11 protein-coding genes are annotated in these 20,351 nt (G+C 45.4%); 6 read left to right on the forward strand and 5 right to left on the reverse strand.

The window, feature by feature from the left end; all coding sequences use genetic code 11:
* Positions 1 to 576 precede the first annotated feature (576 nt).
* Positions 577 to 3,420 (forward strand): excinuclease ABC subunit UvrA, encoded by a 2,844-nt coding sequence (gene uvrA / locus AB5542_RS15565; protein ID WP_087420027.1) that lies wholly within the window; start codon positions 577 to 579, stop codon positions 3,418 to 3,420.
* Between the two features lie 237 nt (positions 3,421 to 3,657).
* Here uvrA and lepB read toward each other — a convergent pair whose 3' ends face one another.
* The 5 genes from lepB to AB5542_RS15590 form a co-directional block, all read right to left on the reverse strand.
* Positions 3,658 to 4,512: a signal peptidase I gene (gene lepB / locus AB5542_RS15570; RefSeq protein ID WP_279039880.1), complete on the reverse strand. Its 855-nt coding sequence runs from the start codon at positions 4,510 to 4,512 to the stop codon at positions 3,658 to 3,660.
* A 142-nt stretch (positions 4,513 to 4,654) separates the two neighbouring features.
* Complete coding sequence (locus AB5542_RS15575; protein ID WP_279039881.1) at positions 4,655 to 6,418, reverse strand: O-antigen ligase family protein; 1,764 nt, start codon at positions 6,416 to 6,418, stop codon at positions 4,655 to 4,657.
* Between the two features lie 129 nt (positions 6,419 to 6,547).
* A complete protein-coding gene (locus AB5542_RS15580) occupies positions 6,548 to 8,119 on the reverse strand; it encodes an OstA-like protein (protein ID WP_279039882.1) in 1,572 nt (523 codons plus the stop codon).
* 45 nt (positions 8,120 to 8,164) lie between these two features.
* Complete coding sequence (locus tag AB5542_RS15585; protein ID WP_118302620.1) at positions 8,165 to 9,502, reverse strand: peptidylprolyl isomerase; 1,338 nt, start codon at positions 9,500 to 9,502, stop codon at positions 8,165 to 8,167.
* A gap of 112 nt (positions 9,503 to 9,614) precedes the next feature.
* A complete protein-coding gene (locus tag AB5542_RS15590) occupies positions 9,615 to 10,454 on the reverse strand; it encodes a peptidylprolyl isomerase (RefSeq protein ID WP_087420071.1) in 840 nt (279 codons plus the stop codon).
* A gap of 109 nt (positions 10,455 to 10,563) precedes the next feature.
* Between AB5542_RS15590 and AB5542_RS15595 the strand changes: the two genes are divergently transcribed.
* The 5 genes from AB5542_RS15595 to AB5542_RS15615 all read left to right on the forward strand — a co-directional run.
* Positions 10,564 to 12,474 (forward strand): ATP-dependent DNA helicase RecQ, encoded by a 1,911-nt coding sequence (locus AB5542_RS15595; RefSeq protein WP_288215174.1) that lies wholly within the window; start codon positions 10,564 to 10,566, stop codon positions 12,472 to 12,474.
* A 410-nt stretch (positions 12,475 to 12,884) separates the two neighbouring features.
* Positions 12,885 to 13,625 carry a Fic family protein gene (locus AB5542_RS15600; protein WP_087420623.1) on the forward strand — a complete coding sequence of 247 codons (741 nt, stop codon included), beginning with the start codon at positions 12,885 to 12,887 and terminating at the stop codon, positions 13,623 to 13,625.
* A 63-nt stretch (positions 13,626 to 13,688) separates the two neighbouring features.
* On the forward strand, positions 13,689 to 14,849 hold the full coding sequence (locus tag AB5542_RS15605) for a FecR family protein (RefSeq protein WP_279038447.1): 1,161 nt from the start codon (positions 13,689 to 13,691) through the stop codon (positions 14,847 to 14,849).
* Positions 14,850 to 14,889: 40 nt separating this feature from the next.
* The gene (locus tag AB5542_RS15610; protein WP_279038448.1) at positions 14,890 to 17,550 is read left to right on the forward strand and encodes a zinc-dependent metalloprotease; all 2,661 of its coding nucleotides are present in this window, start codon (positions 14,890 to 14,892) and stop codon (positions 17,548 to 17,550) included.
* Between the two features lie 96 nt (positions 17,551 to 17,646).
* Positions 17,647 to 20,351 (forward strand): SusC/RagA family TonB-linked outer membrane protein (locus AB5542_RS15615; protein WP_368243189.1); only part of this gene is annotated, 2,705 nt, incomplete at its 3' end.

Here is a 20,351-nt window from a genome sequence, read left to right on the forward strand (position 1 = left end):
TCACAATCAAGGAATGCTTCTTGATGGTTGAAAACTGAAGAGTTAGTTTGAATAATTGAAAAATAAAATTTCTCGATTTTTTTTCGAGAAAAAACGAAACCTTTCTTTAGCGGTAACGTTAAAGAGGTAGAATAGATGATGAACTTATGATTTATTTTTAGCTGTTATTAGATTGAATCATCTAGCATAAAGAGAGGGGATAGCTTTGACTGGGGTTTAAGCTGATTTTCTGATAGAGTTCTTAAAAGTACTGGAATATATCCTACGGGACACCACGCACACACACCACACACACAGACGCACGCACACACACATACATACAACATCTTTTCGTCAGTCCCAATGTATTCCATTTAAGACGCTACAGGAAATCCCTCCTTTTTTTTATTTTTGATTTCCGATTTTAAATTCCTACCACACATTACTCCATGAATTTTAGATTTACTGATTTTAGATTTTTACGGTATCAAGTTTACACTTTTTATTCGTAAATTGTAAATCATAAATCATAAATTTTTCTTCCATTCGAAATAGTTTCCCTATCTTTGTAAGTTGATTTTTAAGGAATAGGAATTCATGGAGTACAGAGAAGAAGAAGATAACAATATAGCCATATTTGGTGCCAGAGAGCATAATCTGAAAAATATAGACCTGACGATTCCACGGGATAAGTTGACGGTGATTACCGGGTTAAGCGGGAGTGGAAAATCATCTTTGGCTTTTGATACGATATATGCCGAGGGGCAGCGTCGGTATCTGGAAACTTTTTCCGCATATGCCCGTCGTTTTCTGGGAGGTATGGAACGTCCGGATGTGGATAAAATTACCGGGTTAAGTCCTGTGATTTCAATTGAACAGAAAACCACGAATAAAAATCCTCGTTCTACGGTCGGTACGACCACCGAGATCTATGACTTTTTGCGTTTGCTTTATGCCCGTGCGGGTGTTGCTTACTCATACGCCACGGGTAGTAAGATGGTAAAGTATACGGATGAACAGATATTGGAATTGTTACAGCGTGATTTTGCCGGACGGCGTGTATTGTTGTTGGCTCCCGTGGTAAAAGGACGTAAAGGACACTACCGGGAGTTATTCGAGAATTTACGGAAGAATGGTTTTATTTCGGCACGGGTAGATGGAGAGCTGCGGGAGATAACGATCGGGATGAGTGTTGATCGTTATAAGATGCACGATATCGAAATCGTGGTGGACAAGATTGTCATGGATCAGGCTGATTTGAAACGCTTGAAAAATTCTGTGGGTACTGCCATGAAACACGGCAAGGGTGTGATGATGGTAAAAGATTACGAATCGGATGAGATTAAATATTATAGCCGCCATTTGATGTGTCCGGATACCGGGCTTTCTTATAAAGATCCGGCCCCGCATACCTTTTCTTTCAACTCGCCTCACGGGGCTTGTAAGAAATGTAAGGGATTGGGATTTGTCAACGAGGTGGCGATGGAAAAGATTATTCCGGATAATTCATTATCCATTCATGCCGGGGGAATCCTGCCCCTTGGAAAATATAAGGCTTCTCTTATTTTTTACCAGATCGAAACAATTCTGAGAAAACATGGTGCCGATATAAAACAACCGATTCGGGACCTACCCGAAGAGGCTTTGACAGATATTCTGTATGGTTATCCGGGACAATTCCGTTTGGAGAATGCGGAGATCGGGGTATCATCCAATTTCCTCACGACGTACGAGGGAATATTGAAGTATGTCACCATGCAGGAAGAAAATTCGACTTCCAAGAAAGCGAATAAATGGGCGGAACAGTTTATTTCCGTGACAACCTGTGACGTGTGTAACGGTCAACGGTTGAACCAAGAGGCTCTGCATTTCTATATTAACGGGAAGAATATTTCTGAATTGGCGAATATGGAGTTATCTGATTTGTACGAGTGGATCGGTAACGTGGAGGAACATTTAGAGGATAAACAGAAACAGATTGCGGGAGAGATTTTAAAAGAAATCCGGACTCGCCTGAAGTTTATGCTTGATGTCGGCTTGGAGTATCTGTCCTTGAATCGTCAGTCCATGACATTATCGGGAGGGGAGTCTCAGCGTATTCGTCTGGCAACACAGATCGGTTCACAGTTGGTAAACGTCCTTTATATATTGGATGAACCGAGTATTGGGTTGCACCAGAAGGATAACCGGAAGTTGATTCATTCTTTGCAGGAATTGCGGGATAACGGTAACTCGGTGATCGTGGTGGAGCATGACAAGGAGATGATGGAGAATGCCGATTATATCGTGGATTTGGGACCTAAGGCGGGAAGAAAAGGAGGGGAGATCACGGCTATCGGGGGGTATTCCGATATTCTGAAAAGTGATAGTCTGACTGCACAGTACTTGAAAGGGGAGAAGGTCATCGCTATCCCGGCGGAACGTCGTGCAGGGAATGGAAAGAAGATTTCCCTGAAAGGATGTACCGGAAATAATCTTAAAAATGTGAGTGTCGATTTTCCTCTGGGGAAATTGATTTGCGTGACCGGGGTAAGTGGAAGTGGAAAATCTTCTTTGGTCAACGGGACTTTGCATCCGATATTGAGTGCTTATTTTTATAATGCTTTGGCTGCACCGTTACCTTATAAATCGATAGAAGGGATGACTGAAATTGATAAGGTCGTGGTGGTGGATCAAAGCCCGTTAGGTAAAAGCCCTCGTTCCAATCCGGCAACTTACACGGGATTGTTTACCGATATTCGGAAGATATTCGAAAAGTTACCGGAGTCACAAATCCGGGGATACACGGCCGGACGTTTTTCCTTTAACGTGAGCGGAGGACGTTGTGAAGTTTGTAAAGGTGCGGGTGTGAAGACCATCGAGATGAATTTCCTTCCGGATGTCTATGTACATTGTGAGGCTTGTGATGGTAAACGTTACAACAAAGAGACCTTGGAGGTTCGCTATAAAGGAAAGTCCATCGGGGATGTATTGAACCTGACGATCAATCAGGCGGTAGAGTTCTTTGAGAATCTGCCTCACCTGCAATCCAAATTGAAGATGTTACAGGATGTCGGGTTGGGGTATATCAAGATCGGACAACCTTGTACCACGTTAAGCGGGGGAGAATCCCAGCGCATTAAATTGGCTACCGAACTTTCGAAGAAAGACACCGGGAGTACGCTATATATACTGGATGAACCTACAACCGGACTACATTTCGAGGATATAAATATATTGTTGGGAGTGCTACAAAAGCTGGTTGATAAAGGGAATACCGTGATTGTCATCGAGCATAACCTAGACGTGATTAAAGTAGCCGATTATCTTATCGATATGGGACCCGGCGGTGGTAAAATGGGTGGTACCGTCGTTTGTACCGGAACCCCGGAAGAAGTTGCTCGGAATAAAAAATCCGTGACGGCTCCTTTCTTGCGGGAGGAGTTGGGGATAAAAAAATAAGTTTATAGAGGGGGGACAAAAGGTATTTTTCAAACTCCCTCCCGGCTTCGCCGTACTCCCTCTATAAACAGAGGGAGAGTTGAGTTACTCACCGTCTTCGGGAAAAGTTACAAATTCCTCTTCTGTTCTCCCTCCCCATCCCCCCTTCGGGGTACTTCCCCTCAGGCAGGGGAAGAAAGAGGTGGCACGAAGTGACGGAGGAGTTTTTTTGAGGATAAAATACCTTTTGACACATCCTCATTTTATTTTTTTGAAAAAACGTCGCCACACGTATTTTTTCGTGTGTGGGTCTTTTGATGTGAGGACGAACGAGGCTTTGCCCACGATAAAGTCTTCGGGGATGGGACCGATGTATCGGGAATCCCGGGAGTTGAAGACTTGGTCGCCGGCCACAAAGTACCAATTTTTTTGGAACGTGTATTCACGGATCAAGGAATCCCGGATGTAGAGTTGGCGATCTTGTGAGTGTACGGGTGCTTGGGTTTCGTAAGCGATCAAGTGGCGGTATAGCGAAAAGTTTAACGTGTCAATGGTGATAGTGGCTCCTGCGGCGGGAAGGTACAGGGGACCGAAGTCTTGGATGTTCCAGCGATGCCAGTAATCGAAGGGGAAAGCGTTGTAAATTCCCGGGGCGTACTCCCCGCGGTAATGGTGCAGGCGTTGTTGTTCCTCCATGTTTCCGTAGCCGGTTTTACCGTTGATATGATTGATTCCGGCGATGATTGATAACGTGTCTCCGGGCAGGGCGATACAGCGTTTCACGTAAAATGTTCCTAAATCCATATCCCAGCGACCGTTCGTGTGCGTGGGAAAGTTGAAAACGATCACGTCATTGCGTTTCAGTGAAGAGAACCCCGGTACCCGCACGGTTTCCGGGTGTGCGCCGTCCAAGAAGTCGAAGTTTTTGTAAAAGCGGGCTCCCATGTACATTTTGTTCACCACGATAAAATCTCCCGGTTCGATCGTCGGGTACATCGAGTCGGAAGGGATGCTGTAAAAGTCCACGATAAAAAAGCGCAACAGGGCAGCAATCACGATGGCCAGCAGGATGGCTCCCACGTACTGGAATATGGATTTAATTACTTTCTTCATTTTTTTCTTGAGATAAAAATACGTTCTAAATAGTAATAAAACAAGGGAATGATGAATAAACTGACGAAGGTTCCGACCGTCATTCCGGCAATAAGTGTGATCGACATGGGCATTACTAATTTGTAATAAATAAAATGGGGCTCTATTGAGTATCTATAATTAGTTTCAGCATATCCCGTTTCATCTCCTCGGCGGCGGAAGAGGGGACTTTGGGGGCTTTTTCGAGTAGTAAGCGGGCAGTGGCAATGGCCTTGTCGGTTTGGCCGTTTTCGTGGTACATCTTGGAGAGCAGGTAGAGTGGGTAGAGGCGGTTGGGGACCATGCGGGAGGCTTTCAGGAAAGCGGATTCAGCTTGAGGATATTGTTTCATGGTTTGGTAGTTTTTGCCCATGATGTTACGGATCATGGGATCGGCAGATAGGCGGGCAGCCTCTTCAAGGATGAGGTTACTGGTTTCGGGTTGTCCCGTGCGGGAGAGGCATTGCCCGTATTCGAAGAGGAATGCGGGTTGATCCTTCAGAAGAGGGTAGAGTTTCTTGTAATTATCCACGGTGCGTTCGAATATCTGCATGTTAAAATAGATTTGTTCGGATTTCCAGCGTTTGTAGGCTTGTTCCCGTTCCTGTTGCCCGGTGGCTAGGAAATAGATGGGGAGAAACAGGAACAGGTAGAAGATGCCGGAGAGCCAACGGGAACCCTGTTGCATCGAGGTACATTGTGCCAAGAGCAGCGTGAAGAGGATGAGAAGGGGCAACACGCTGAACGGGTAGGAAAAGCAGGCAAAAACGAGGAACGCGGCTAACGAACCGGTCACGCCTGCCGCGACTTTATTGTCAGGATGCCGGGCGGTTTTGAAGGCCCAAAAAATGATTGTCAGGAAAAGTAATAAACCGATGATTCCGGTTTCTGTCGTGATTTGCACGAATTCGTTGAAGGCTGTCTCGGGGGCATCGGCCACGAGTTCTTCTCCTGCGGAGCGCTCCGTGGCAGAGAAATAGGCGGCTTGGGCTTCCCCGTAGGCCCCGGCAAAATGCCCGAACCCGACGCCTGTTGCCGGATGGGAGGCTACAAGGGTGGACGAGACTTTCCAGATGAGTCGGCGTCCATCGGCAGATTCTTTTTTTAATTGGTATATCCCGATGAGAGTCTCGGTGACTAGGAGGAATATACAGATCGTTGCGATGAAGGAGGCGAACCGATGTTTTTGAAATAAAAACTTCAATCGGTTATAGAGGTGAAAGTAGTTACCTAGTACAATTCCGCATCCCGCGATGGCGGCTAACCACGCCCCGCGACTTAACGTGGCGGGCAGGACGAGCAGGAGAAGTACGAGAATCACTCCCGACAGGATGCGGGCTATCCGGCAGGCGGTAAGCGTGTAGTATAAAGCTAACGGTAGTATGGCAACTAGAAATCCGGAATAGGGGCCGGGGTTGAAGAATGATCCGGTTAGTTCGAAACGGCTGTGTTGAGAGGGAGTAAAACCGTATAGTTGGGCGAGTCCCCAGATGGCTTCTATTGCCCCGGTGAGCAGGAGTGCCGCGTGCGTGAAACTGAGCGAGGCGAATGTTGTCAGCTGTCGGAATATGAAATACGTGACGATGATCAAGATGAAGAGGCTCGTTCGGGTGGGAGCGATTGTCCCCGCAAAATAGTCGTTACAGAGGGTATAGCCCGCATAAAGGAGAACCAGCAGGTCAGTTATCGAAAAACGGAAAGGACGCATCCATACGAGCGGTATGCAGGCAATTCCTGCCACGATAATAACTTTGTAGAACCAAAAAATCTTAGCTATCCGGTTCCCTAAACTCTCGTCGAGGGCAAAGGCTGTGGACAATAAGAGTATGGTCAGCATGAAGACCACGATGCCCGATAAGTAGAGGTTAAGGTTTTTCCGGAGCTGCATATCGTTTTATTTTTCACAAATGTAAAAAAATATACTATGAACAGCGTTAGGGAATTCTGATAAGATTATGAAAATTTTAAGTGCTTTAAATAATCTTCAAAGTTATCACATTTGTTTAATTTGATTACATTATTCTTTTTCTTTCTCTTCTTTCTCGACAGGGTCGGGTTCTTTGGTTTCTTTGAAGATGTCGAATTTATTCAATGGTTGCATGTATTTCAGCCAGCGGAAGTCCTTCAGACGGGCTTCTTCGGGATCGGCCAAGAACAAGGGATTGAGTTCCCCGTCGGGCTTGTTGATGAAGATGATGTCCGTGACTTTCCGTTTGTCGATCATGATACGGATGTTGGAGCTATTGGCGGTGTTAACACCAATGATGTTTCCTTTATCATCGGGGAAGTAGATGGTTTCCCCGTTACCGTTCACATACACCATGTAGAGTTCGTTATCCCGGAAATAACCGGTCATATTTCGCCCTTTGATCTGGTCGTACATTTCGGTTTCCTCCCTTCGAGAGACCATGAAGGCCTTGGTATTCAGGTAGAATTCCTTAATCGTTCCATTTCCCGTGAGCAAGGAAATCTTTTCGGCGGTCATTTGGTTGCCACTGGCCCATGCCACTGGCTCATTGTAGAGGGTGATGGTGGAGTCGACAGAAAGGTAGACCATCGAATCACACAATCCTTGCAAGTCCTGACTAAAGAACTTGACTTTATAGTAAGCCCGTAAAATCTGGTTCTTGGCAGAGTCCTGATCCATGAACAGGGTATCTCCGTGTACGAAAAGAGAATCTTGTTTTCCGACCATGATTAACAGGGCGCTGTCGGTGACGAATGCCTTGTTTTGTTCCCGGTCCATTTGCGCGTATTCACCTTTCACAATCACGTTGTTCACGGTGTCCACAAGCGTGACGTTCCAGTAGAGATAAGCCATCCCGGTTATACTATCGATGACCATGGTATCGGCCACCCCCTCGTAACTCTGGTGTGTGACTCGGTTGTTCTTGTACAGTTCTGCGTGTCCCAAGTTGGAGTCATACCATCCATCCTCGGAGTAGAGGGTGTTATTTTCGTCCTCCTTCCCGTATATGTTCGTGGGGCCCAGAATGGAAACCAGCTTAGTTTCCGTGTTATATTTCAAGGTGTCCGAGAAGATCAGGTATTCGGGAGAATTCACTTTCACGCTGTCTTTGAAGAGAGCTATCTTCGTTTGGGTAAAATAGTTTCCTTTTTTACTATCCAATGTGTTTTGGCTATCTTTCAGTTGTCCCCAGTTGAAGTAATACCCGATGTCGAATAGTCCGTCATAATCCAGAAAATCGGTGGTCAGGATCATCTGGGGATCTTCCAGCGTGACGTTCCGGCGGACTTGAATCAGTTTTTTGTTGGCATCATAGTACATGTAGTCACCGGACATACGGATGCTATCGTTTTTGATCACCCGCACGTGGCCGAATGCTTCAAGATAGTTGGAGTCCGGTAGTTCATACTGGTAGAGACTATCGCACCACATGAGCGTGTTTTCATGCGTCATGTGTACGTTCCCGATAAACCTAGACGGTTTGCCCAGCGTTCCCACCAGTAAACTATCGGCATTAACGATCTTGACTTTAGCTTTTTTATTTCCCTGTGCTACAACTGTCTGCAAGGGGAATAGTCCCCATACAATACATAATATCCCAACCCATAAACCTGCTCTCATCGCGGAAAAATCATCAATCTTTAATTGTAAATCTTAGCTTGTCAATTATTTAAACCATCCGTCATAATGGAATTTGGAGTTCTTGTAATCTTCGTCGATATGGATATAGGTGTTTGCTTGTTTTTCCTTGATCCATTTATCAAGTACTTCCTGTTGTTTTTTGCTTTTCAACCCGTTTTCAAAGCTGATCCAGTCATCGTCCAGGTTAGCCGTGTGGGAAGGATAGTAAGCCTTGATTTTGATCACCTTGTATTCTTCGCCTGTACGGGTCTGATCCAAGAAAGGAGAGGAAATTTCACCCACTTTCAGTTTGTTTACCTGACGGGCCATTTCTCCTTCGATGGTTTCTCTGGGGAGTTTGGAATCAGCGTCTTCCTCGTTGAAAATCAATCCGCCGTTGTTTCTGGTCTTTTTGTCCATGGAGAAATAAGCCGCGGCTTCTTCAAACGTGGCTTTCCCGTCGTGGATGTAAGTCAACACGGTGTCCAAATGCTGGATTGCTTCTTGCCGTTCTTCATCGGAAATCCGGGGACGGAGCAGGATGTGGCGCACGTTTACTTTGTCTCCTTGGCGGTCGATGTATTGAAGGATATGGAAACCGAATTCTGTTTCCACGATTTTAGATACCCTGCCGGGTTTCAAGCTGAAGGCAGCTTCGGCAAATGCCGGGGCCAGCGCGCTCTTGGTTTGGTAACCTAATTCACCACCTTTAGCGGCAGATCCGGGGTCTTCCGAGTACAATACAGCTAACGTGTTGAACGTTTGTTTGCCGGCAAGAATCTCTTCACGGAAATCTCTCAACCGGTTACGGATACGTTCCTTCTCGGTATCGCTGATTCTCGGTTTGATAACGATCTGTTGAATCTCGTATTTATCGGGTACTTCCGGAAGACTGTCCTTGTTGAATTTCCGGTAGAAATACCTGACTTCCGAGGGGGTTACCCGAACGTTTCCGACGATTTTGGATTGCATATGTTGCGTGATCATTTGTTCGCGGAGCGGGTTACGCATTTCGTTCTTGATGTCCTCGTATGATTTTCCGAAGTAGGTTTCCAGACGTTCCCGGGAACCGATGTGTTGCACGTATTGCTCCAATTGTGAATTCAACGCGTTTTCCACTTCCGTGTCGGTTACCTCGATACTATCTATCTTAGCTTGAGCCACTAACAGTTTCTGGACCAATAAATTTTCTAATATTCTGGTACGAGAGTCGGCGGAAGAATTTACTAATCCTTGGGATTGTTCATGTAAAAATTGGTTCTCAATATCCGATTTCAACACGATTTCTTCACCCACGACAGCGATAATCTTGTCGATCACGTTTTTTTGTGCCGAGGCGTAACTAGCTAAAAATAACAGTACAAGCAGTGATAAATATCTCATAATTTATGAATAAGGTTATACTCAATAAAAACGCTCTAAACTAATACTTTTTCTTCAAATCCGCGAATAATCCGTTCGTTTTCGCATTTTTATTTTCATTTTTCTAATCCTGTTAATATATTTTGACGTAATCTTTCCGAAGACCTTCCGTGTTGATGTCTTTTTCCAGATTCTCTTCGAAGGAGATTTTACGTTTGTTCAGCAACAATATCTCGATCTCTTTTTTCACGTAACCGAGAGGTGCCGTTTCATGAGCTTGGCGTAGCTCGTTGATCTTGAGAAAATAGTGATTCTCGTCGTCCTCGATTTCGATGGACTCCTTGTTTTTATATTTACTTTCCCATTCTGCCGACGTGATGGGCAGGAGGTTCAGCAGGTTACGCAGTTCGATCCATTGGTCGTTGAAGTTATCGAATTTCTTGGCTGACGTGATGCAATACTCTTCCAACGCTTCCTGGTCTTTGGCTTCCTTGGAACGGAACCATTTACGAGCATTTTCAATGTTCGGAGCGGATTTGGGAATCACCACGAACAAAGCTCTCACGACCGGGGTGTTCAGCACGAAGTTGAATTTGTTCGCGTCGTAGTATTGCGAGATTTCACGTTCGCTTACTTCCCGGCTGAGTTTCTGGGAAATCAGTTTCTCCTTGTATTTATGGATCAAGATAGAAGAGGAATAGTCTTCCACTTGTTTCCGAATGTTTTTTTCCTCGTCGCTCAGGTTCTGGGTCGCTTTGTGCAACAGTAATTCTTTGGTAATCCAGTTCCGCACGTAGCTTTGTGCCATGATGAGACTATCTTTCGAGGGGGTTCCTTGGGGAATAAAGCCGGAAACTTCCGATTTCAGCAAGTATTTGTCGAAAACCTTTGCCACGGGTTGCTCGTTTTTCGCGAACTTATCGTTACAAGCCCATAGGAAGGGGATAAAAATCAGTATATGTTGTAGTTTCATGATTTTATGCGATTAATATTCGGGCGAAAATAATAAAAAGCGATTTAAATATACGAGTTTGTGAGAGTTTTTTCGTCTATTTTGTATTTTTGCGAATAGAATTCGAAGAATGACCCGTGATATAAAAGAGATATTAAAGACTTACTGGGGATACGATGATTTCCGATCCTTGCAAGAAGAGATTATCCGTTCCGTGCTGGACGGGAAGGACACGCTTGCCCTTATGCCCACGGGAGGGGGAAAGTCGCTCACGTACCAGGTGTCCGGGCTAGCGATGGAGGGTGTCTGTCTGGTGGTGACCCCGTTGATTGCCCTGATGAAGGATCAAGTGGAGGATTTAAAGAACAGGCAGATTCCAGCCGAGGCGATCTACACGGGGATGAGGCGTGACCGGGTGGAGTCGATCATTAATAAATGTATATATGATACGGTTAAGTTCTTGTACGTGTCGCCCGAGCGATTGTACTCGGAACGGTTCCGGGAAAAATTGAGGTTGATGAACGTGTGTCTGATTACCGTGGACGAAGCTCATTGTATTTCTCAATGGGGGTATGATTTTCGTCCCCCGTACCTGCGAATAGCGGAGGTGCGTGAATTCTTTCCCGGGGTGGCTACCCTGGCGCTCACGGCCACGGCTACCCCCGAGGTCGTGGAGGATATTCAGAAACAGCTGCACTTTTCGACCCCGAACGTTCTCTCTAAAAGTTTCCGGCGGGAAAATATTTCCTACGTGATCCGGGACACGGAGGCCAAGCCGTTGGAATTATTCAATATTTTGTCCAAGGTGCAGGGGGGGGCGATCGTGTACGTGCGTACCCGGTTGAAGGCTTCTTCGATTGCCGCTTTCCTGAACAAGTCGGGGATCAAGTCTGACTTTTATCATGCCGGGTTGTCTTCTGCGCAGCGGGCACGTCGGCAGGAGGCGTGGAAAAGCGGAAAAGTTCCCGTGGTGGTGGCGACGAACGCTTTCGGGATGGGGATTGATAAGGCGGATGTGCGGGTGGTGGTGCATTATGACGTGCCGGACAGTCCGGAGGCCTATTTCCAAGAGGCGGGACGTGCCGGACGGGATGGAAAAAGGGCATACGCCGTGTTACTTTCCAGCCGGGCAGCTTTGGGTGGTTTACAAAAACGGATTGATGATGCTTTTCCCCCGAAAGATTATATATTGAGGGTGTACGAGGCCTTGGCGAACTATTACCAGTTAGGTGAGGGCGAGGGACAGGGACGGGCGTTCGAGTTCAATTTGAAACTGTTTGCCCGTAATTTTAAACTCAACGAGGCGAGGGTGATGTCTGCCATCAGTATTCTGGAGGTCGCGGGGTTCTTGGGGTACACGACGGATATAAATTCCCGTTCCCGGGTGATGTTCACCGTGTTACGGGATCGGTTGTACGAGTTTGAGACGGGTGATCCCTTGTTGGAAAGACTTATGGTTCTCCTGATGAGAAATTATGCCGGAATTTTCGTGCAGGATGCTTACGTGGACGAAGGTTTTTTGGCTGATCAGCTCGACGTGACACGCAAGGTGCTGTATGATGCTTTTATTTCTCTGGCAAAGCGTAAGATTATTCGCTACGTGCCGGGGGACGTGAAACCTTACATTGTGTATTACCAGCCCCGGTTGCCATTGTCCTATATCACAATCGGGAGGGAGGCTTACGAGAACCGGAAGGAGTTGTTTGTCACGAAGATCGGGGCCATGGCCCGTTATATCCGGGATGACGAAACGTGTCGCCAGCTTTTGCTTATGGAGTATTTCGGGCAGAAGGAAGAGAAACCTTGCGGGATATGTGATGTCTGTATCGGGAAGAAGAAACGGTTGCATCGGGAAGAGCGGAAGAGCTTGGAGGAACGGATTTTGCAAGTGCTTGTCAAACAGAATACGAATATTCGGGAGTTGGTGCGTCAATTGGGTGAGGACGAAGAAGTCGTGATCGGGCAAGTCCGGAAATTGTTGGATGAAGGGAAAATTCAATATGTTTCGACCTTGGAACTGGGGATAACGAGGAAGTCCTAAATGTTAATTTAGTATAATAGCATTACACTCTTTCCCTTGTCCCGTCGGTGTTTCACTGGTAAGTCTTCGATAAGTTACCGATAAGTCTTCGATAAGTTGCCGATACGGGCAGTCAATTTTTCGTTACTTTTTTCTTGAAAAATGATGGAGGTATTAGTGAGACATAGGTGCGAGTCGCTGTTGAGTGTTAGGAACGTATTTTATAAGAAGTATCCTAATTTGACGTTGATCGGTAGTCTAATTAGGATTTTTGTTTATATCGTTAGAACTAAATATTATTTATTACTTTTGCGGTTGTAAATATAGAAAAAATATAACTGATGGAATTCATGTTTTTGGGGGATAAACACAATATTCCTGTTATATAGGGAACTATAAAATCTAACCCTAGGCGACAATGTTTTATGATTATGGAACAGATATTTAATAAGGAACAGCAAGGAACTGCGCGATTCATTTTGAATCATCCTTTAGCGAAACTATCGGATTTGCGTTCTAATGAAATAAAAGATTTAGCCGTGGTGTGGTGTTACTATTCAGGTAAGATTGAAGGGAATACCTATACTTACGTGGAAACAGAGGCATTGCTCAAAGATGGCATTACTTCCGAAAAGAAGTATGAAGACGCCAAGATGCTGAAAAACCTATATAATACTTTCATATCAGAAGTGGAGTATATTAATAAAGGGAGGAATCAGGAAATAATTGATGAACGCACTTTATTCCGAGTACATCAGGCTATATCCACGGGTTTGGTTTCCAATGAAGAATCCGGCTATTTGAGAACAAGAGCTGTCCGTATCAGCGGTACGGGATATATTCCTCCAAAGGACTTGCACGATATTCGAGCTAAGTTGAATGAAATACTTTATCAACAGGAACAATTCACAAATCCATTGGAACGGGCTGTTTATCTTCATTGTAACATAGCTAAATTGCAGCCTTTCATTGATGGAAATAAACGTACCGCCCGAATGGTGGAAAGCATTGCCTTGATGAATGCCGATATTATCCCAGTCTATTCCTCGAAAGATGCTGATATATTGAATTACAGGAAAGGGTTGATAGCTTTTTATGAAACCGAAGATTATTCTCTTTATGCTGATTATTTTCTAAACAGGCAAGTGGAGCGAATAAAAGAAATCGAATAAAAAAGATTCAAATTTGTCGGTACCTTTTTCTTCGTGAAGTGTTATAAGGTAAAATAACACGAAATGAAAAAGGAAACAGAGTATATTATCCAGTTGATCGTGAAAAGACTTCAAGGAGGTTTGTCTCCCGAAGAGGAAACTTTCTTCGCGGCTTGGAAATCACGTTCCAAGGCCAACGAGGAGTTGTATGAACGATTGGAAAATGAATACAAGGAACATACGGAATATCCTTTATACGAACAGTTTAATGCTCGTCGGTCGTGGCCGTCTGTCATGAAAGACATTCGGAAGAGACATTCCATTCGACGCTTGTATCGTGGGATTGCCGCGGCTGCCATCGTGTTATTGAGTGTATCTTCTTATCTGATGTTTTCGACGGGCGGTGAGGAAGTACTGCCCGTGGCCCGGGTGGAGTCGGGCAACCATTTTTCTTTTGGGAAGCGTGCCTCGCTGATTCTGTCGGGAGGGGATACTTTGCTGATTGCCCCGGGGGTGGCGGACACGCTTGACGAGCAATTACCTTTCGTGAGTAATAATGGTGAAACCTTGATCTATCATACTCCCCGAACGGCGGATTCTTTGGTGTATAATACGCTGAAAATACCTCGTGGCGGGGCTTATTCTTTGCAGTTGTCGGATGGTACGAAGGTAATGCTGAATTCCGATTCCCGGTTAAAGTTCCCGCAATCTTTTTCGGGTGATACCCGGGAGGTGTATCTGGAAGGAGAAGGATTTTTTCAGGTGGCAAAGGATGCTGCGAAACCCTTTATCGTGCATTGTGAGAAGTATGCCGTGCGTGTGTTAGGTACTACGTTTAATATTTCTGCTTACCGGAACGATGAAGTTTCGATGACGACGTTAGTCGAGGGACGGGTGAATATTGAGTGCGGGAATACGGTTGTTGCGTTGACTCCCGGACTGATGGCTGCCGTGGCCGATTCGAAAGTGACGACCCGGGAAGTGAACGTGGAGTCCTATATCTCCTGGACGAGAGACCAGTTCAGTTTCAGCGAGGAACGTCTGGAGGATTTGTTAAAAAAGATTTCCCGCTGGTATGACGTGGAGTTCGTGTTTGATGATGAGGAGATCAAGGATTATAAATTTTCCGGGTTTATGCCCAGGTACGAGAGTATAGATGCTATCCTGCAAATTATGGAACAAGCTGCAAATGTAACCTTTAAGATGAATAATAAACAGATCGTGGTATACACGCATCAGGAATAGAAAACAGGTGTTATTATAATTTTTATTTAAAATTTCATACATGAAAAGATGGATTACCCTAGGTATGGTAATACTATTAGTATTGCCATGCACTCAGACTTCATTCGCTTCTGCGAGAAAGAAAAAGACAGTGGCAACGGAAACGAAAAAAGAACCGACCAAACGGCAAAGTAAATATGATAAGTTGGTAAAGAATAAATCGTGTGAGACAGCCCGGGGGGAATTCGTGACCTTGCATAAGCTGGATGGGAAGGTTTATTTCGAGTTTCCAGTGAAATATCTGGGGCGGGAAATGTTACTAGCCTCGACGATTTCGGAGGCGAGTGATAATAACCTATGTGCTATCGGTTATAAACCGAAAGATCCAATGCATATAAAATTCACGAAGACGGACAGCACGATTTTTATGCGGGAAGTGAATGTGTCCGCAACTTGTAACCCTCAAGAGGGGCATATGAAGGAAGTGATGGCAAGGAGTTTTATGGACCCGATTATCGGTTCGTATAAAATCTATTGCTACACGAACGATAGTTCTGCTTTTTTGCTTGATATGACCTCTTTGTTTACGGGTAATTCGGAGCGATTGGCACCGATTTCCAGTGGAGGTGGAATGGTTGAGATTACAGCCGTGTTTAATAGTGCGGGTTCTATTTTGGATGGAATTAAGGCTTTTGATGATAACGTGACGGTAAAGTCGTATCTTTCCTATTCCGTGTCGGCCAAGATGATGGGGATGTTTATTGTGAAGAAAAACGAGCCTTTGACGGTGAAAGCAACCCGTACTTTGCTGTTGTTGCCGGAAGAGAAGATGCATCCACGGGTGAGTGATACCCGGATCGGGGTGTTTGTTACGAATACGAAACAACATATTTCTACCGACGAGGACCGGATTCAGATTTACACGCTGGCGAATCGCTGGCGGGTGGAACCGAAAGATGTGGAGGCCTATAAACGAGGTGAACTGGTGGAACCCGTGAAACCGATCGTGTTTTATGTGGATGATGCTTTTCCTGCCATGTGGAAGGAACCCGTGCGGAAGGCTGCTTTGCGTTGGAATGTTGCTTTCGAGAAGATCGGGTTGAAGAACGTGATCCAGGTGCGGGATTTCCCGAAGGATGATCCGACTTTTGATCCGGATAATCTGAAATACTCTTGTATTCGTTATGTTCCGGCTGCGATCACGAATGCTATGGGGCCCTCGTGGACTGATCCGAGAACAGGTGAGATCATTAACGCGTCTGTCATTATTTTTAATGATGTCGTGAAGTTGGCCAATCAATGGCGTTTTTTACAAACTTCTCAAGTTGACCCGTCCGTGCGTACCAAGAAAATGCCGGATAATATTCTGGAAGAATCCATTGAATATATCGTGGCTCACGAGGTGGGGCATACCCTTGGGTTGATGCACAATATGTCGGCATCGGCAGCCTATCCGGTTGATTCGTTACGTTCTGCAAAGTTTACTCAAAAGTACGGGACGACACCTTCCATCATGGATTATGCCCGGTTTAATTACGTGGCGCAACCCGAAGATAAGGGTGTGAAGTTGACCCCGCCTAATTTGGGTATTTATGACGAGTATGTGATTAAGTGGTTGTACACGCCCCTGTACGGTCTTTCGGCTAAAGAGGAGCAAGCTATGTTGGAGAGTTGGATTGACGAACATGCAGGAGATCCCATATATCGTTATGGAAAGCAACAGGTGATTGCCCGTTACGATCCGAGTGCGCTGGAAGAGGATTTAGGGGACGATGCTATTAAGGCCGGGGATTACGGGATCAAGAATCTGAAATATATCGTGGCCAACATGAATAATTGGTTTGTGGATGATACGGATGGCTCGCATCGTGAGAATCTGTATAACGAGCTGGGAAATCAGTATTACCGTTATTTGAAAAATGTCATGCATAACGTGGGGGGGATTTATCTGACGGAGGTGAAACCGGGTACTGCCGGAAAGACATTTCAATCCGTGCCGAAAGAATTGCAACGTAACTCTTTTGTGTGGGTGATCAAGCAATTGAAAAATAGTGATTGGTTACATAACACGGGATTGACTGATCAGTTCGGACTACGGGTTGCCTTGCCACCGATCGTGTGTTACTACACGGCAACGGAGTTGTTAGGAACGTATAAGAACGTGGTGTTGTCTGCTCACGTGTCTCAAGATCCCTACACGTTGAAGGCTTACTTTGATGATTTGTACAACCACGTGTGGGAGAATGCTATAAAGGGGCGTAAGCCGACTTCGGGGGAGAAAATATTACAACGTTTGGTGGTGGATCAGGCTGCTGACGTGATTACCAAGAAGAGTAAGTTGGTGAAGGTGCTAGCCGATCCGGACGAGGGGCTGGGAATGGAGAATGCGTTTATGCCGTCCGTGGATGAGATTGTAGCTTACGGTTTGGACCCGACCGGATTGGTGGGACAATACCAGAATGAGTTGCGGGAATTGGAACAAGTTCATGGGAAGGGACTTGTGGCCAAGCAACTAACCTCTTTCGGACATGGTTATGATTGGCAGTACCGGGTGAATACCCGTACGATCGATGATTCAAAAACGTATTTCTACGCTTATGCTTTACGTGTGAAGAATTTGTTGAACAGTAGATTGGCTACGGCAGATTCCGATACGAAAGCACATTACCAGACGATGCTTTACGCTTTGGACGAAGCGTTGAATGCTCTGAATAAAAAATAAATGTTACAAGCACTTAAAACCCCAAAAGGTTTTAAGTGCTGAAAAGATCTCGAAATGGTCTTCTATGTGTTTTTTACAAACCTAAACAAACTGAAAATGGGAAAGAACTTGTCTATGAAACAGGCGAGCTATAGCCAATGGGCTACGAAAGTATGCATGTTGCTTGGTTGCTTGATTTTATTCAGCTTTTCGGGTTTTGGTGGCGGAACGTCACCTAAATTCGATGAGAAAACACCTCTGAATTTGAAATTCGAGAAAGCCACGATGTTGCAGGTTTTGAATACCTTGAAAAAGGAGACATCACTTGATTTCGTTTATAACCACGAGGAGATTCAGGGAATCCCTCTTATTACTAAAGAATTTAAGAATGTGACGGTAAGGGAGATTCTGGATTACTGTTTGCAGAATACACCTTACACGTACACGCTTGTGAATGATGTTGTGATTATTAAAAAGCGCCAGGAAACGAAAACGGTTGACAAGGTGAGTATCACCGGAGATGTTAAGGATGCTGACGGTAACCCGCTACCGGGAGCCACGGTTCTGCTGAAAGGAACTTCTTTAGGAGTGGCCACGGATGCGACGGGTAAGTTTAAGCTGGAAATTCCCGCACAAAAGGAGATGATACTGATATTTAATTTTATCGGAATGGCAAGCCAGACCATCACGGTGACAAAATCCGAGGAGTTGCATGTTGTTTTGAAGGAAGACACTCGTGAGTTGGAAGATGTCGTGGTTACCGGTTATTACACGCAGGCTAAAAATGCCTACACGGGGGAATTGACCACGGTGAAAGGGGAGGATTTGCTGAAAGTGTCCCCGACGAATCTGATTCAGGCGCTGGCCTCATTGGTGCCGGGTTTACGGATTGTGGAAAATAACGAGCAGGGGTCCAATCCGAATGCGATTCCCGAGATTCTGATCCGGGGGGCGAATTCCATCATGACCGAGAATCAGGCGGACGTGAATACGCCTTTGATTATGCTGGATGGGGTTGAGATTTCGATACAGGAGTTGTATGACTTGGATATTTACGATATTGGGCAGGTGACCGTGTTGAAGGATGCTTCTGCGGCGGTGTTGTACGGGGATAAAGCTGCCAGTGGCGTTATCTTGGTGGAGAGAACGAAAGTGACGGAATCCAAGCCTCGCTTGAGTTATAATTTCACGCCTAATTTCAGCTATCCGGATTTGACATCCTTGCGTTTGTGTAATGCAGAACAGAAGTTGGAACTGGAACGTTTGGCCGGGTTGTACGATGAAGTGAATGGGAGCCTTGATCCGGCGTATTACTACAAGTTGGATAATATCCGCCGGGGTGTTTACACGGATTGGCCATCCAAGCCTTTACGCTGGGCTTTCTCGCACAATCATTCGGTGACGTTGACCGGTAGGGGAAACGGGATCGAGTACAGGGCAAGCGGGAGTTTCAGGGATGCCTATGGCGTGATGAAAGGGGATAACCGTCGGAACTACGGGGCGAATTTTTCTTTCGCGTATCACTTAACGGATAAATTGACTTTTAATTACCGTTTCGCTTTCACGATGACCGATAGCAAAGCAAGTCCTTACGGGGATTTCGGGAAATATACGAGACTGAACCCGTATAATCCGGTGTATGACGAATACGGGGAGTATATAAAACTCTATTATTTTGATCCTTACCTTTCAAATGCCAATGATTCCCGGAATCAAGGAAATCCGTTGTACGACGCAACGTTGTCCAGTTTTAACAAGGGACGGAACAAGTCGTTTTCGAATTACTTGAGTATGCGGTGGGATATTAAAAAGGCATTTTTCATCACGGGCGATATTAACGTGAATATGAGTGATTCTTACACGAAGGTGTACGTGTCGCCGGATGATTCTTCGTTTGAAGGTAAGTTTTTAAACCAGAAAGGAACTTATTCTTTCACGCATAACGAGAGTACGAACTGGGCGGGAAAGATTGCGTTAAATTATCGTTTACCTCTGAATGAGGCAGGTAACACGGTGTTGACCGTGAACGTGGGTACAGATTTTAAAATGGGGAATTCTTCTTCTATCACGACGAAGGCGGAAGGATTTTTGAAAGATGGTATGACAGATATTAAATTTGCTTCTCAATATGCCTCTACCCGTCCGAGTGGTGGAGATAAGAAAACTAGAGAAGTCGGTTTTTACGGGACCGGTAGTTTCGAGTTGCTGGGACGTTATTTCCTGAACGGTTCCTATAAATCGGCCGGATCATCCCGTTTCGGGAGTGATCATCGCTTTGCCCCGGTGTGGTCGGCAGGTATCGGATGGAACGTTGACAAAGAGAGTTTTATGGGTAACGTGAGTTGGTTGAATATGCTACGGTTGCGTTTTAGCGTGGGATCAACGGCTAACGTGACGTTCTCACCCTATCAGGCAATGACGACTTATAATTACACGACAGATCTGATTCATTACGCGGGAATCGGGGCGGTACCGATCACGATGGGAAACCCGGATCTGAACTGGCAGATCACGATGAAATATAACTGGGGGTTGAGTGCCACGTTGTTTAATGAACGGATAAATATTGATGCCAGTTATTACAAGAATAAAACGAAAGATGCTTTGATGCCGATTTCTTTACCTTGGTCCGTGGGAGTTTCCTCCGTGCAGGTGAATATGGGAAAATTGGAAAACTCCGGATGCGAGTTTGCGATCTCGGCGCACGTGATCAAGCAAAAAGGACTCTTCTGGATGGTCACGGTGAATGGCTCTCACACGATGGATAAGTTGACAAACGTGTCAACCGCCTTGAAGTCAATCGAGGTTGCCCAGTCTTTGGG

The organism is Butyricimonas sp. RTP31003st1_G1_RTP31003_210430 (assembly GCF_040920905.1).
Lineage (GTDB): Bacteria > Bacteroidota > Bacteroidia > Bacteroidales > Marinifilaceae > Butyricimonas > Butyricimonas paravirosa.